At 59.6% G+C, this 16,345-nt stretch carries 10 protein-coding genes; 9 read left to right on the top strand and 1 reads right to left on the bottom strand.

Annotated features, from left to right (window positions below):
* Positions 1-85: 85 nt before the first annotated feature.
* The 7 genes from BM316_RS16350 to BM316_RS16310 all read left to right on the top strand — a co-directional run bounded on the left by BM316_RS16350 (position 86) and on the right by BM316_RS16310 (position 11,384).
* Entirely contained in the window at positions 86-2,449 is a 2,364-nt protein-coding gene (locus tag BM316_RS16350) for a S8 family peptidase (protein WP_165606622.1), read from the top strand.
* 643 nt (positions 2,450-3,092) lie between these two features.
* Positions 3,093-4,022, top strand: a complete 930-nt coding sequence (locus tag BM316_RS16340) for a DUF2493 domain-containing protein (protein WP_009815534.1) — start codon at positions 3,093-3,095, stop codon at positions 4,020-4,022.
* A gap of 131 nt (positions 4,023-4,153) precedes the next feature.
* On the top strand, positions 4,154-5,170 hold the full coding sequence (locus BM316_RS16335; protein WP_242649950.1) for a nucleotidyltransferase family protein: 1,017 nt from the start codon (positions 4,154-4,156) through the stop codon (positions 5,168-5,170).
* A 542-nt stretch (positions 5,171-5,712) separates the two neighbouring features.
* Entirely contained in the window at positions 5,713-5,919 is a 207-nt protein-coding gene (locus tag BM316_RS16325) for a hypothetical protein (protein WP_090210767.1), read from the top strand.
* Between the two features lie 563 nt (positions 5,920-6,482).
* On the top strand, positions 6,483-7,076 hold the full coding sequence (locus BM316_RS16320; protein WP_090210765.1) for a helix-turn-helix domain-containing protein: 594 nt from the start codon (positions 6,483-6,485) through the stop codon (positions 7,074-7,076).
* On the top strand, positions 7,063-9,396 hold the full coding sequence (locus tag BM316_RS16315) for a relaxase/mobilization nuclease domain-containing protein (protein ID WP_090210763.1): 2,334 nt from the start codon (positions 7,063-7,065) through the stop codon (positions 9,394-9,396). Before BM316_RS16320 ends, BM316_RS16315 begins: the two co-directional genes overlap by 14 nt.
* Before the next feature lie 8 nt (positions 9,397-9,404).
* The gene (locus tag BM316_RS16310) at positions 9,405-11,384 is read left to right on the top strand and encodes a type IV secretory system conjugative DNA transfer family protein (RefSeq protein WP_090210761.1); all 1,980 of its coding nucleotides are present in this window, start codon (positions 9,405-9,407) and stop codon (positions 11,382-11,384) included.
* 101 nt (positions 11,385-11,485) lie between these two features.
* On the opposite strand, the gene BM316_RS16305 is transcribed toward BM316_RS16310, so the two are convergent.
* Positions 11,486-12,187 carry a hypothetical protein gene (locus tag BM316_RS16305; RefSeq protein WP_131802603.1) on the bottom strand — a complete coding sequence of 234 codons (702 nt, stop codon included), beginning with the start codon at positions 12,185-12,187 and terminating at the stop codon, positions 11,486-11,488.
* Positions 12,188-12,278: 91 nt separating this feature from the next.
* On the opposite strand from BM316_RS16305, the gene BM316_RS16300 reads away from it, so the two are divergent.
* A complete protein-coding gene (locus BM316_RS16300; RefSeq protein ID WP_090210757.1) occupies positions 12,279-14,672 on the top strand; it encodes an ATP-binding protein in 2,394 nt (797 codons plus the stop codon).
* A complete protein-coding gene (locus tag BM316_RS16295; protein ID WP_090210755.1) occupies positions 14,669-16,342 on the top strand; it encodes a DEAD/DEAH box helicase family protein in 1,674 nt (557 codons plus the stop codon). The genes BM316_RS16300 and BM316_RS16295 overlap by 4 nt, the downstream gene beginning before the upstream one ends.
* Positions 16,343-16,345 lie beyond the last annotated feature (3 nt).

Below are 16,345 nucleotides of genomic sequence, written 5' to 3'. Positions count from 1 at the left end.
CAGACGGGAGCGCGCGGACTTCAAGTCCACCAATGAGCGTTTTCCCGGAAGCCCTCCTCCTCGGGACCGCCAGAAGCATGGCGCAATGCTCCGAGGGCAGTTCTCGCAGGCAGCAAACGACTTTGAGCAAGATCGTCCGCGCGATGAACGGGTATCTCCCGCTGCTGGTGTCTATTTGGAAGTCGAGCTTAGACCGAACGCCAGCCCGGATAGTCTGGAGAGGAAGAAAAGCGATCTGAAACCGGCTTCTGCAAAGCTGGGAGCTGCCGATACTCGGATCGTTGGCCTGTTTGTTCCTGAAGACGCAAAGCCGGTACTTGAAAGCATTCTGGCCGACTACCAGTCGGGCGAACTGACTGAAAAAGGTCAAAACCCGCCATACAAGTCATTCGTTGAACCGATTGAGGCCATCCGAAAGGCCCGTCTCGAAACCTTCTGGACAGATGATCTGGAAGCGCTGCCGCAAGACCCCAACGATACGATCTGGTGGGAGGTGTGGTGCATCAAGTCGGCAGAGAATGCTCTCGATGCTTTGGCTGAAAAGCTCGATGCACGATGCGCTCCGAAGGAACAGCGTTTGGTGTTTCCAGAACACGTGGTTGTTCCCGTTCTTGCCGCGCGCGCTACCATCGAGTTGATGCTATTTGCGCGGTTTTCAATCACAGAACTTCGACGAGCCACGGATACTCCGCATTTCTTCATTGATGACCTAAATCCTGATGAACAGTTTGAATGGACCGACGATCTTGCGGGCCGGATCGAATGGCCCGGTGCAGAGGTTCCAGCGATTTGCCTTTTGGACAGTGGCGTCAATCGTGCGCATAGTTTGATTGAACCAGCTCTTTCACCCGCTGACCTATACAGTATTCGTCCGGAATGGGGGGTAGACGATACTGGTCCGCGTCCTGGCCATGGGACTCAAATGGCTGGGATCGCTCTGCATGGCGACCTCGTGCCGAAGCTAGCTGATAAAAACCAGGTTAAACTGGCCCATAGACTAGAGAGTGTAAAAATCCTTCCGCCTCCGGGAATGGGAAAGCCCGAAGAGCGCTTCTACGGTCCGATCACGAAGTCTGCCGTCAGCCTTGCGGAAATCGGGCGACCAGAACGCGGCCGCGTTTTCTGCATGGCGGTTACCAATGAAGACATCTCAGGGACACAGCCTTCAACATGGAGCGCGGCGCTTGATCAAGAAGCGGCGGGCGTCACAATGGACGACAAAAGGGCACCCAGACGCCTTATTGTTGTTTCCGCAGGTAATGCACCCAACCCGATCATGTTTGACGAGGTGCAACCCTCGGACACTTATCCGATTGAGGACCCGGCACAAGCTTGGAATGTCGTAACCGTCGGTGGCTACACTGACAAAATCCACATTGCCGAACCTGAATTGGCCGACCATTCGCCGCTTGCCGAAGCGGGCGACCTTAGCCCTTTCACGAGGACTTCGACGCTATGGACGACAGGGCGCAATAGGCCGATAAAACCCGACATTGTCATGGAAGCTGGAAACCGCGCTGTGGATGCTTCCCGAACCACCGTTGTCGATACAACCTCTCTTTCGGTCGCAACCTCTGGTCCCGAAGTTGACCGGCGTCCGTTGGTACCGTTTCGTGCTACAAGCGCGGCAACAGCCGAAGCTGCGCGACTGGCGTGCCGCTTGATGGCGGCCAAGCCTGAATACTGGCCGGAGACTATCCGTGCCTTAATGGTCCACGGTGCCGAGTGGACAGAAAAGATGCGATTTGCGCTAGACCCCTTAGGGAAAACCGACGCTGCAAAGCTGTTGCGGCACTTCGGATACGGCGTACCCACGTATGAGCGGGCAATTGCTTCAGCTGAGAACCATCTCGCTCTGGTGGCGCAGTCCGAAATCCAACCCTATGGCGTCTCGGGTTTCAAAGACTGCCACTACTACGACTTGCCCTGGCCGCGACAGGCATTTGAAGCGCTAGGGGATGAGGAGGTCAGACTGAAGATCACCTTGTCATACTTTGTTGATCCAAACCCGGGAGCGTTGGCGTCGCTCGATCCATATCGGTATCAGTCGTTCGGCTTGCGGTTCGACTTGAAACGCCGGATGGAAAGCACTGATGAATTCAAAAAGAGGGTGAATGTCGAAGAGCGAGCAGACCCACGACGCAAGCCCCCCACGCAATCGGACACCGACAATTGGCGCTTTCCTGATGGCACGCCGTCCGGATCGCTGCACTGTAACGAATGGAAAGGGCCAGCCGCGTGGCTCTTGGCGCGAAATATTCTCTGCATAAAGCCGGTCGGTGGTTGGTGGAAGAACCGCGCGGATACTGCCACACGTCAGCAAAAGACACGATATGCGTTGGTGGTGTCAGTCAAGACCGCAAGAGAAGACGTGACCTTGCACACAGATATCAACTCGATCATTTTCGGCACCGTGCCGGTTTCCCAAGATATTGAAATAGGAACATGAATTCTGTCCTGCCTCTCGTCGGCTTCCCACCCTCAGATCGAATGCGTGGAAAAGCAATCTGTGGAATTTGCAGCGGCGTCGCCCCTACATCAATCTTGGTCTGAGCCTTGCGGCCTCCCCAGCTCGGCTTCGCGTGTCGCAGGGGAGAACGGCCCTTCGGTCCGTCGCGCATTCGGCCATGCGGCCTCACCGCGGCGTCGTACCCGGCATCCCGGTTTGCCCGCCTCGCGAGCACGTTCCTCCCTGGCCGCTCCGCCGGATTGCGCTCTGGTCTGTTTTGCGGGGCAAAACGATCCCTCCGCTTCATCCGTCTCCCGCGTCCGGTCGGGCCGTTTGCCTGCTCGGGTCGGGCAAACCTACCGTCAATACACACACACATGAGCGTGGAAGCATATCCTCCGGATGGCCCCCAAATCAGCCCGCGTCAAGGATCGCAAAACTTTTCGGCGAGGACGGGGCCTGTGGCTTGGGGCGGTCCCGTGCGTGAGGGCGCGCATGTGTCAGTTGCTGCACGCGGAAAACTTTTGCGCCCGGCAAGCCGGCGGCTGCGCCGTCCCTGACCCGGGCAGATTCGGAAACCAGGCATTCGGCCATGCCCCCACACTCACGTGGTGGCCTTGCAACCGAACACTGGAGACCAGACATGGCTTACGACACCGCAAACACCTACGAGACCATCGAGCTTTTCGGACTGACCGAGAAGGACGCGCAGCTGCCGATCCCCGAGGATCACATCCTGACCGACCACATCATCCGCGAGAGCTTCGAGGCTTTGCTCGGGCAGCTGCGCGGGACCGGCCTCGAAGCGGAAATCGAACCGCTGGCCCATGGGCTCGCGACGATCCTGCAGCGCCGCAAGGTGGCACTCGGCAAGGAGGTCGATCGCACCGCCGACAAGATCGGCGCGCTGGCAAAATCCCACGACGGATCGGAGATCGCCGAGACCGCGCTCGAAGAGGCGCAGGCCCGCTTTCTGCAGCTGCGCGAGATCGTCGGCGCAATCGAGGTGATGAGCGAGGCCGCAGCGGAATGCTACGAGATCGAGACGGGCCACGCCTTCATCCCGGCAGCCGGATCGCGCGCAAGCGTCCGGGCGCAGGAGACCGGGGCGGTCTTCGAGGCGCGGCAGCTCCTGGAGCAGCACGACCGCGAGACTGCCGAGAAATCGAAAGTCGAGGGGGTGCCCCTGATCGTCTCGGGCGCCACCGACTGGACCGATGTCGATGTGATCTTCAACACGCTCGACAAGGTTCGCGAGCGGATCAAGCAGAACCGCAACCAGGAGATCTTCCTCTGCCACAAGGGTGGCAAGCACGGGGCCGAGATGATCGCAGCCCGGTGGGCGCGCGCGCGAGGTGTCGCGCAAGCGCGCTTCGATCCGCGCTGGTCCGCGCATGGGCGGGCGGCACCGTTCAAGTGCAACGACGAGATGCTGGACGACAAGTTCGCGGCGACGGGGGTTGTTCTCTTCGGCGGCAACGGGGTCGCGCTGAACCTCGGGCAGAAGGCCGAAGCGAAAGGCTTGACGGTCATGCGGGTTGCGGACCCGGCAAAGAAAACTGCGGAGACGTGAGTTGAGAGGGTCGCCTTCGGGCGGCCCTTTCGTTGTTTCTCATGCGCGTGGCGGGGCCCAAATTGCTTTGCCTAGCATTTTCCTGTTTTGATAGGTATATGTGTGCCAAGCAAAACTTGGAAATGATTGGCATGACTCCACTCAGCAGCATCGCGATGAGCGCCTATACCGACCTGGTGCGTCTTCTGAAGGATGACGCCTTGTCCGGTGTCGAAGGCAAGCCCACGCTCAAGGAGCGTGGGGATAAGGCCTATTGGTATGCCGCGCGCCGTGTCGGGACGGAGATGCGGTTCATCTATATCGGCGAAGACAGCGACGAGACGCGCGCGCGCATCGACCGGATCGAAGAGCTGCGCGCAACGGCCAAGGATCGGCAGGCGGAACGGTCGCGGCTTGTTCGGCTCTTGCGTGCGGAAGGCATGACGCCCATCGACCGGGCGACCGGTTCCATCCTGTCGGCCATGGCCGCAGCCGGAACCTTCCGTTTGGGTGGCACCATCGTTGGAACCAATGCATTTCGCCTCTATGAAGGCGAGCTTGGTATCCGTCTGCCAATTGGCGGTATGGCCAATACTGGCGACATCGACATCGCGCAGTTCGAGAAGCTCAGCGTTGCGTTGCAGGATCAGGTCGACCCGGGTCTGGCCGAGACGTTCTCAGCGCTCAAATTCGATCCTCTGCCAGCTCTTGACCAAGGTCGGACATGGCGATGGGCCCAGGGTGGCAGCGGCCAGTTGGTCGAGTTTCTCACACCGGCGTTCGGAGATGAGACCATCCGTGATCTGCCAGCCTTGGGCGTGAGCGCCCAAGGATTGAACTATCTCAACTTCCTGATCGCTGAGCCGATCCACGCGGCGGCGATCTATAGATCCGGCGTTCTGGTGCAGGTGCCCCGCCCGGAACGCTATGCGATCCACAAACTGATCATTGCCGACCGGCGCCGCGATGGGGCAGGGAGCCTGAAATCCGCGAAGGACCGCGAGCAGGCGGCTTTCCTTATCGAAGCGATGGCCGAGGACCGGCCCGATGATCTGGCTCGGGCCTATGCCACCGCAATGGAGGTTGGGCCGCGCTGGCGGGAACACATCGGCAACTCGCTGAAGCGAATGCCTGATACCAGGGGGATGCTCGACAGCTTGGGCGCGTGATGGCCATAACCGGGTCGCGCTTGGCGCGGCCCTTTCGTCATGTCTCACGGCGCGTGCTATCGGTCACACTTGATCAGCAGCTTACGGCGTCCAGTACCGTTATCCCTCTACCCGGTCCGTCAGAGTGCGGTCCATCCGCATCGGTATGGGCTCGGGATGGTGCGCACCTCACGCACATCCTTAACAGCACAAGACGCGAGAGATCGAGACGTCGCACATGAGGCTGAAGACCTGCACTTCCCTCGGGGCGTGTTTCGGAACATCGCATCCACGCGGGCGGGCTCCGTCAGCACCCCGGCCAGGCTCGGCGGGACGCGGACGCGGATGGTGGCGGCTGTGTGATGGCAAGGGTCATCCGGATCACTCCTTTTTGCTCATAGATGTGGATCGCACGGGGTCGGCCCAATCGTGCCCTGCGCTTCGCTTTGGCAAGCACAAATACGGCTTCCACTGCGGGGCCGCGGACCCTCCGCATTTGCGCTTGCGACCGGGCCTCTTGCCCCCGTGCCGGGTGATCCCCATCGCAACAAGGAGTAACCCAAATGACCAACCACTACGTCGCCACCGTCCCCGTCAAGTTCACCGACACCGATGGCCAGGAGCGCACCCATTTTCAGCGCGTTGGCGCGATGTTCCGCAACATCCGCAACGGGGACGGCTCGGAGTTCTTCAGCCTCAAGCTCGACTTCCCGGTCGCGGTCTCGGAGCTGGTGATGTTCCCACCGAGCGCGAAAGATCCCCAGGACTAAATCCTCTGACGAGGACGGGCCGCCCCGGGACGATCTTGGGGCGGCCCGATCCCTGTTCCAGGTATGCCGTCACCGGCGCGGGTGATCGCCTACAGCGACCTCCTCTTGGTGCCGGGCGCTGCGCGGTCAAGGGGCGCACGCCCCCCGGTATGATCAGGCCGCGACAGACCGGCCAGTCAGCTTCAAGGGGGCCATCCACAAAAACAGGCAGGCCAGGGCCTCCCGGTTTTTGCGGCAGAGATTTGGCAGGCCAAATCTGGCCTTCCTTGACCCTGCCTGTCCGCCCTGTCGGTGGGGTTTGCGCCCGCCCGCGGTTCCGTCCGAACACATGCGTGTTCGGCCAGACCCTCGGGCGGTGCTGGGGAAGGGGACCCATTGGACAGGTGGGTCGCCCGGTGGTGAGGGCGGCAGAGCCGCGTCCCTGCGGGCCGCGGGGGGAAGCGGACACCAAGGCTGCCTGAGCCTGAGCGCGACGTAAGTATATAATTGACAGCGTGGTATATTATCGTAAGGTAGGGGCAGCCTTGGTGGAAGGTGGCAGGAAATAGGGGGTCTTTCTTCGCATGTCGCGCTCAAAACGTCTCACCGATGCGGACCGCATGGAGATCGTTCGCGAGGCTGCGGAAGGTGTGACCACATCGACCCTGGCGGAGCGGTACGGCGTTTCGGTGCGGGCAATTCAGTACACGCTCAAAGCCGATGCCGAGCGCCAGACAGATGCCGCGATCCCGGTCTCCGCGGTCAGTGTGAAGGTCACGGCTGCGGAGCTTGAGGCGCTCGACGCGGTGTTGGCGAAGGCGGGGATCGAGAGCCGGGCAGAGGGGCTGCGGCGGCTCATTCAAGCGGCAGGCGGGGTGTTCGTTCCGGACGCGCAGATGGCAACTGAGATGGCGCGCTACAGGGCCTCGCTGCATGAGGTCGGCAATGGGGTCGCGCAGATCGCGAAGCAGATGACGCGGGCCAACCGGATGGGGCAGGGGGCCGTGGGGGGCACGGGTGCCGAGTTCTCCGAATTGCGCCTCGCGCAGATGCGCGGGCTGGCGCGGTTCATCCTGGACTCCGCCGACGAGATCGATCTGCTCCTGCGCCGCCGTCGCGACGCGATGCAGCTCGAGGCCACGGCCGCTCTGAGGGAGTTTGCCCATGCGGCTGAATGATGCTGTTGATGCCGTTACAGGCGAGGTCTTCCGGGACGGATGGAGCCGGATCCGGGGCTCGATGCAAGGGCTGCATGTGGCCAAGCAGAGCCAGCTTGTGCGCGCTGCAGCCGGGCATCGGCCGGCGGTCTTCAAGGCGATCAGGGGCGGTGGCACGCACACCAAATCGCAGCTGATGAATCAGCTCGATTATCTCACCACCAAGTCCACCCATATCGTGGATTCGAGCGGGTTTCTGGACGGCAAGGCTAAGCTCGAGGCGGGTGACATCAAGGACCTCACCGAGCGCTTTGCCAAGCGGTGGGATGCGGGCTTCAAGCCCAAGCTCGGGCAGACCACCCACATGCTCATGTCTTTCCCCATCGGCACGCGCGGTGAGGATGTGCGCGATATCGCAACGGATGTGGCCGAGCGGTTCTTCCAGACCGACGCGGGGCATTTCGACTACATCATCGCGGTGCATGAGGACCGCGATCATCCCCATGCGCATCTGGTGCTGAACCGCCGCTCGCAGGAAGGCGAGTTCTTCTTTCTGGGGCGCAACCACCGCTTCAACTATGACGACTTCCGCCTCGCCATGGTCGAGGAGGCCGAGAAGTATGGCGTGCGCCTGGAAGCCACGTGCCGGGTGGATCGCGGGGTTGTGCATTACCCGGCCCGGACCAGCGAGGTCTACGCGGCGAAAGAAGAGGGGCGCGCGCCCTGCGAGCGCGAGCGCGTGGGGGCCGACCTGACGCGGACGCTAGCGGAGATCGCCAACACCAGAACTGTCTACCACGCGCTTGCCGCGGAGGCTTCGCGAGAAGCCCGCGAAGATATCGCGGCGGCGCTCTTCCGCGCGGGCGAGGTGCTGGCACGCGGCGGGCAGGTGGACCGAACAGGAGATGTGTACATGGCCGAGGATCAGAGCTTTGAGGATCTCAGAAGCCTCTATGCGGAGAAGCTCGCACGGGTGCAGGGCATGATTGCCGAGAAGTCCGACGCGGAACGTCCCGTGCTGGAAAAGCGCCTCATCGAGATCCAGGCGCAGGTCCAGCACATGCAGCCGCTCGGATTGCGTTCGAGCACGCTGTCTGCGGCACCGTCGGAAGGTGGAGTATATTCCGAGGCGAACATCCAAGAGAGCCAGTTGGAGCGTCTTTCCGAGCCGCGCTTGCGGTCGCGGATCGACGCGGCGCTGCGCGGCACCGGGATCAGCGCATCGGAAGTGGTCGCCCGGATCGAGACCGGGGCCTCCAATGCAGCACTCGAGCATCAATGGATCGCTGATGATCTCTCCAAGGTGGCAGAGGCACGCGATCTGAACCTCGAACGCCGCGCCGATCTGGAACAGGCGCGCGACATTCTCAACGATGTGCATGTCGAACTTGGCACGCTCTTGGAGCGGGAGAACGTGCTGCGCCGGGATGGTGTCATGGAAGCGGAAGCGGTCAGCGAGCGGTTCCATTATCACCGGGACGCGGTCCAGGCGATGGAAGGGACAATCCGTCAGGAGATGCGGGCCGAGGGCCTGACAGCGCAGCAGATCGAGGACCGGGACTGGGAGGTTGTCTCGCGGGCAGAGCGCCGGATCGAGGCGGAGCAGCGCGCGTATCTCGAGGCACACCCGGACCTGCTCGCACGCCCCGGCGATGTGATCGACCGGTCCGAGCCCTATAGGGAGACCATAACCGATGCGGCCCGCGCCAGTGAGATCACCCGCGAGGTCGACCGGATCATGGAGGCACGCGGTGTCCGCACGCCTGTTGCAGATGCTGTCGCGGATGACTTGCGCGCGCGCTATCCGGACATGCCGTCCCACCTCGCCCACGGGCTTGGCGCGACCTATGCGGCCGTCGTCGAGATACGTGACACGGAGGCCATCAATCAGGTTCGCCGCGACAACGAGTTGCGCGAGGGGCTTGGGGTTGGCACGCGTGACGAACGTCTAGCCACCCGCGGTGAAACTGCGCCGCAGTCTGACCGTGCCGACCGCCTTGCAGACGAGATTACGCGTGCTCTGGAACATGAGCGGGCGGGGGAGTTGTCCGCGCCCTTCGACACCGAGGCGGAGCGGGACGCATTTCGCGACGAGATCGCGCGGGTGCTTGATGACCGTCAACTTGAGCGGCTCACATCCGGCGATGCCGATGCGCTGGACAAGGTTCTCGAGGACCGCCTCGACCGGCTCTATGTCGCCAAGGTCTATCTGCAATCGGATGCCGCGACGGCCAACACGGACGCCTTGCGCCAGGTGGTCGATGAACTTGCCGACACTGAATATGAAAAACACCGCACCGCTGACATGGATGGCGAAACTGAGCGGGGTCAGGTCCATTGAGCGCCGCCATGGGCAAAGCCCGGATCGCCACCGGCGTTTTTCTGGTAACGCTGGTTACCGCCGCCATAGGCTACACCATCGCCTCGGCGGTGCTGACCTACCAGGATCTCGGCTTCGGGGCCGAGATCGACTTTGCCTATATCGCGCAGAACTACATGGCGATCCTCGATCGCCGCCCGGAGGACGCGCAACTTATTCACCTGATCATCGGCAGCTTTGCCGCCGCCGGCCTGATGCTGAGCCTCGCCCTGTCAGGGTCCGCCCTGACACGCTTTGGCAAGACCCATTGGCAGAGCGCGGGGGAGATGAAAGCCAACGGGTTTTTCGGGGCGCCTGGGACCGGGTTCATCCTCGGCAAACTCGGCGCTCCAAAATCCCGCGCGAAATACATCTGCTCGAAGGTTTTTCCGCACGCGCTGATCGTGGCGCCCACCGGTCGGGGCAAGACCACGGGCTTCGTCATCCCGAACCTGCTGACCTGGCAAGGCTCCGCTGTGACGCTCGATGTAAAGGGCGAGTGTTTCGAGGCCACGGCTCGGCACCGCGCAGCCCAGGGCGACAAAGTCTATCGCTTCGCCCCCACCGATTGGGAAGGCAGGCGTACCCATCGCTACAACCCGCTCTTGCGTATCTCCGAACTGGACGACCCCGCGCGCCAGCAGATGGAATTGCAGCTCCTTGCGACGCTCTTCCTGCAAAATGACAATGACCGGGTGCAGGGGCTTCTAAAAGGCGGGATCGACCTTTTCGTTGCGGCAGGCCTTCTCGCATTCCAAAGGGGGCGCCCGACGTTGGGCGAGATCTATCGCATCGCCGCGTCAGGCGGGAATAAGCAGAAGGAATACTTCGCGCGAGGTCACGAAGTGAACAATAGGGCGGCCAAGCTGATCTTCACGCGGCTGGCCTCGACCAATAATGACACGCTGACCTCCTACGTCTCGCTTCTGATGACCTCGGGGCTCGATCAATGGCAGAACCCCGCAATCGATGAGGCGACGGCTGTCTCGGATTTTGATTTCCGGACGATCCGCAAGAAACCCTTCTCGGTCTATCTCGTGGTCCAGCCGCTGATGGTGAAGCCGCTCGCGCCGCTGATCCGCCTCTTCTTCTCCGATCTTCTGTCGGCCATGCAGGAAAAGGACCCCGGGCCGGATGAACCCTGGCCCGTGATGATCATGCTCGACGAGTTCAACCGTTTGGGCAAGATGCCCATCGTGGTCGAGAGTATCGAGACCCTGCGCACCTATCGCGGTCATTTGGCCGTGGTCACGCAAACGATCCCCGCCCTCGATGAAATCTATGGCGAGAACACCCGCCGCGCCTTGCAGGGGAATGCGGGCGTGAAGCTCTACCTCACGCCCTCTGACGAAAAAACCGTCGAGGAGCTGAGCAAGGCGGTTGGCAAGACCACGAAGACCGTGGTTACGCGCTCGCAGTCCATCGGCAAGAACCCCTTCGAGGGCCGTAGCCAATCCACACGGACCGAAGAAAGCTCCTTGCTCCCTGAAGACGAGGCGCGCCGCCTGCCGCTCGATGAGATCGTCATGGTGATCGATGCGCAAATGCCGGTCCGCGCAAAACGGATCCAGTATTTTGACGATCGGCTCTTCAAGGCGATCCACGCGGCTCAGACAGGGGAGTTGCCGTTTCCGGAGCCGGGGGGAGGGGGGTCGCAAGGAAACCTGCCGTTGAGTATGCGCGCCATGCCGATGACGCCGCCGCCGGACGGGCCCCGTGGATCTGAAGCCGATGTGGTGGCCGCACGCCAGGCTGCCGATGGCCAATCGTCAGAGCAAACCCATGTCGCCTCAAAGAAGACCGCGCCCGTCGTTCAGGCCGTCGTCGCCGAGGCACAGCGCCAGATTGAGATGGATTTTGGGGACCAGGTCGCGGATGCCGAGGCGGCGGGCGTAGGCGATGAGGCGCGGATGCGCTCCGCTGTGGATGGTTTGGACGAGCTACAGACGACCTTGAACGATGGCCACTGAAGCGGTTTGACGTTTCTTCGGGCGAGATGTTCTAAAGGGAACGGCGGAAAGCGGTCATGTTTCGGCCTCCTCGAGCTGTGCCACTTAAATGATTGGTGGAGCTACTCTTCCTGCTCAATGAGCGCTGATAACCGTGTAACGAAATAAGCGTTCACGAGTTCGATTGCCTCGTGGACAGAGAATTGGAAATGCTCGTCGAGATAGTCACCAGAGATAGCAAGTGGCGGTGGTAATGAAAGAAGGCCGTAGTAAAAGATGACGTGAGCATTGCTTGTCTCCGACGAGAGCCCGATCCCGCGGCCGTAATCGGTGAGAAGCATTTGGGTACGAACGAGCTCTTCGTGAATAAGGCGCCGCTTTCCGCCGTCGTATGAACCGTTGCCGCGTTTGACATTGTAGGCGTTAAGGGAGCGACTTGCATCGTCGAATACCAAGATGTCAACGCGCACGGAGCGTTCGCGATCTCCATACGGAAGGTGCACCTCTAACAAGGAGTCTAGCCGTTCGGCGATGCGGACCTCCCGGAGTGTGTCATGTGAAAGCTTGAAGTCGTCCTCTGTCCAAACGCGCAATCTGGCGCAGTCCTTAAGCCGCTCAAGCAGGGCCCTTTGAAGGATGGTGCCATGTCTCTTGTAAGCTGAGCTGATGATCGAGGTCGCACGGGAGTACTTCCTACCTGCGATGGGATCTTCCCGGAAGCGGGTTGCACCTAGCCTGTCAATTGTTTCGTCTACTGTCGGGCGCATGCGCTCGAGGTAGTCTTCGAGTTCCGAAGTCGAGGGAGCTGGAGTGCCTGCAGTCAAGTCTTCTTCCTTCGCTTGTGTTCAACCTGAGGCCTCCATATCGTACGGAGATATTGACAGAATATCCTGAGATTAATGGGGAATCAGTGTAATGGCGAGCATCGATGCGAACGATCCGCGGTCAGCGAGCGAATTCAATCTCGAGCCCGATCCGCGCGTATTGCCGATGCTTGGCGAGATCAACATCGATCAGTGGCGCTGCGTTGCGGAACTAGTCGACAACGCAGTTGACGGCTTTTTGAAAGAAGGGCGGGCTGGAAACTCGGTCGCTGGTGCGAAGGTCGATGTCCACTTGCCGCAGGCGGACTCATCGGGAGCGACACTTCGGATCATCGATAATGGTCCCGGCATGACACCAGATATGCTGGAGCGCGCCGTACGCGCCGGTTGGTCAGGCAATAATCCAATCGATAGCCTTGGGTTGTTTGGCATGGGGTTCAACATTGCCACGGCCCGTCTTGGTTCGGTCACCGAAGTTTGGACTACGCGTAAGGGCGAGCGAGAGTGGCACGGCCTCCTGATCGATTTCGACAAGTTGCGTCTTCAGCGTCACTTTCGGACGCCGCGTTTGTCACGCGCAAAGGCCGATCCCGATCAACATGGTACCGAGATTACGATCAAGCAACTCAAGCCGGAGCAAAGAAAATGGCTCGCAAAAAACGCGAATCAAACGGCAATTCGCAAACGGCTCTCGCAAGCGTACTCTTCGATGCTTCGGCCGAACGGAATTCCAATAAGTTTCGAGCTTTATGTGAACCACAAGCGCGTCGAGGCGCGACGTCACTGCCTGTGGAATGAAGATCGTACTGTTCCCGGGCCAGGCGGAACGAATATTCCAGCGGTTATCAGCATCAATCATGAACTCGCAGCCCGATTGTACTGCATCAATTGCATGAGTTGGCTCGTAGATGCCGAGGTGGGCGGTACATGTCCGAATTGCGAGACTGCGGAGTCTGTAGTCGAACGTAAACGCAAGGTTACGGGGTGGCTGGGAATTCAGAGGTATCTCGACCAGTCCGAGTTTGGTATCGACTTTGTTCGCAATGGGCGAAAAATTGAGATTGGGAACAAGGACCTTTTTTCCTGGAGCGATGGGGAAAATGAAGAACGGGAGTACCCGATTGATGATCAGCGAAACCGTGGTCGCATAGTTGGTGAGGTTCACATTGATCATTGCCGGGTCAGCTATGCTAAGGATCGTTTTGATCGCGCTGACCCGACATGGGATGAAATGTATAGAGTCATCCGAGGAGAGGGGCCGCTCCGCCCTGAAAAAGCTAAAGATCTTGGCTATGGCCCAAATGAGTCACCTCTCTTTCGACTTTTCAAAGCTTTCCGACGGACGAGTCCTCATTCCAAGACCGCAGGCGCCTACGGTCGAATTTTAATCGTCAAGGACAACGCTCGCGCCGTCGAAATGGTCAATGCCTTCCACGATGGCAATCCTGACTATCAGGACGACAGCAAATGGTGGGAGCTAGTTGAGGCCGCTGACCGTGAGTTACTCTACGGCGCCGGCGGTCGAGCAACTGGGGGCAAGGAACCGTCAACTGGTGGCGATGGACAACTTCCGCCAGGCCTCCTCGGCGGCGCAACATCCGGCGGCGATACGCCTGATCCGGATCCGGCAACGCCTCCCGAGCCAGAGAAACCCGCGGCACCGGAGCGTCGCGAAGCGCCGCTCCTAAGTCGCCGGTATCAACATGGCGGTACTGGTATGAGATGGAATGTCGTAGCATATGAGGTCGACTCCAAGGACCCCGATTTAGCGGCAGATGCTCCGTGGGCCATGATTATGGGTGACGTGACGACCAAGACCCATCATTTTCTTTTTAACCCTGCACACAAAGCCTTTGAGTCAATCACAATGACGCCAAGGGACGCGCTCCTTGCGCATCTCGCTTATATGACTGCGGACCAGACTCGCAATTCTAGCCAAGAGCCCGACTTTGCTCAATTGTTCGCGGATTTCCGGGATGCATACGGCGAAGAAACGGCTCTTGACCTAAAGGCATTGCCCAATAGTGCCACGTCGGTTTTAGTTGATGTGGCTCGTTGTCTTGTTTCGGTTTGTCCCGAGGAGGAACGCGCTTCTCTCTTCAACGACTTAGGCGTGGATGAGCAGACTGCGGTTATGCGCTCTTTGGCAGCAAAAAAAATCAAACCTTCCGAGGCCACGGTGAATGGTAGTTTCCTTCTTTCTGGGCCACTCGAAATTGTTCGGATTGCCGTTGAGAAGCGACCGGACCTCTGCTTCGACGGCAAGCTCTGGGATTCCCCTTACGCTGACCTTGATTACGGAGACTCGCAAATCACCGCCGAAGCACGCGCTGGTGTCTTGTCGCGTTATCTTGCCTTGATTGACGACGCTGTTTGGCTCTCCAAGCAAGACAGCGGAGATCTCGCCAGCAGTTCACGTAGTGAGGTCATAAGGGCTGTAATGTCTCTGGAGCTATTGAAGCCAGATGTTGAGATCTCTGTATGAAGCATTTTCTTGACGACAGGCGGCTCTTACGTGGTCCTTGGCAAGCGTTTGAGCGCGATGTTGCAAGAATTTTGATGCATGCAGGCTTCGATGATGTGCGCGTGGTTGGCGGTTCGGGTGACAAAGGCGCAGATGTCATTGGCGTGAAAAACGGCGAGATATGGGTTGTGCAGTGCAAACACACTACGACCGCCCCGCCGACAAAGCATGCGGTCCAAGAAGTTGTCGACGCCGGAACATACTATGGTGCCAACCGTATGCTACTGGCGACTTCACGGGCGGTTGGTGGTGGAGTCTTAGCCGAAATAGAACGTTTCCGCCGGATAGGGATCAAGGTCGAATTACTAGATCCAGCTCGTCTTGCTCACCTTGCTCAAGAAGTCTCTGAGTACGCTAAATCGAGAAGGGATCTAAGGCCATATCAGCAAGAGGCAGCCGATAGATTTCGAGAAGGCCTCACGGACACAGGTCGCGCTCAAGTCGTGCTTGCAACTGGTTTAGGCAAGACCGTGGTAATGGCGGAAGTTGTCGCGGATCTCTATCGTGATGGCCTCATTCGCGAAAACCGGGTGCTCGTTCTCGCCGATAAACGTGAGCTCATTAGACAGCTACAATTCGGATTTTGGCATCAGCTGCCTAAGTGGGTTCCAACGCATATGCTATCGGGCGATGAGACACCATCTTTTTACGACGGAATCACTTTCGCGACGGTGCAAAGCATCATTGGACGTGTCGATGATCTACCAAGTTTTGGCTTGGTGCTTGTCGATGAGGCACATCATATCGGATCCGCTAGTTTTCGGCGTGCGCTCGCTGCTCTTGAGCCACCTATGGTCGGTGGAGCAACGGCAACGCCGTGGCGCGGCGACGGTTTCGACATTGATGAGCTGTTGGGCAAGCCGCTTGTTCGGCTCGGTATCTCAGACGGCTTGAGGCAGAAATACCTTTGCGAGGTCGATTATCGACTGCTAGCAGACAACGTCGACTGGGAGTTCGTACAGGAAATCTCTTCACACAACTATTCTCTAAACCAACTGAACAAGAAGCTTCTGATGCCAACTCGCGACGATGAGGCGGCCAGGCACATCGTCGAGGCTTTCCGCAGCGAGAAGCGGCGGGGTGGGATCGTATTCTCTCCAACGGTTGATCACGCGGAGAGTTTCGCGGGCACGCTTCGTGGTTACGGATTGCGCGCTGAGTCTATTTCGTCAAGGCAAGAAGCCCGCGAGCGCGATCGGCTCATGGCGATGTTCCGACGAGGGGACATTGATGTACTCTCCAGCGTCGACTTGTTCAACGAAGGTGTCGACGTTCCCGATGTCGATCTAATCGTCTTCATGCGCGCGACACATAGCCGTCGGATCTTTGTTCAGCAGCTTGGCCGAGGGCTCCGCCTGAGTCATGGCAAAGACAAGGTAATCGTGATGGATTTCGTGACGGATCTGCGTCGAGTGGCGGAAGTTATCGAATTAGAGAAGGCGGCTGCGGGTCCAATCGAACGGTTGCCTCTCGGACACAATCTCATCAATTTTCGCGATGCTTCGGCAGGAAATTTCATGCTCGAATGGATGAAGGATCAGGCCGATTTGATCTTACGCGAGGGTGACGCACAACTGGAAGTTCCGCAGTTTGAGTTTCCACCCGCGCCTCAGCCGGGGGGTGTGCAATGAGGG

It is taken from the genome of Yoonia litorea (assembly GCF_900114675.1).
Taxonomy (GTDB): Bacteria; Pseudomonadota; Alphaproteobacteria; order Rhodobacterales; family Rhodobacteraceae; genus Yoonia; species Yoonia litorea.
Note: the sequence above shows the minus strand (reverse complement) of the source record. Positions and strands in the feature narration are given on the sequence as shown.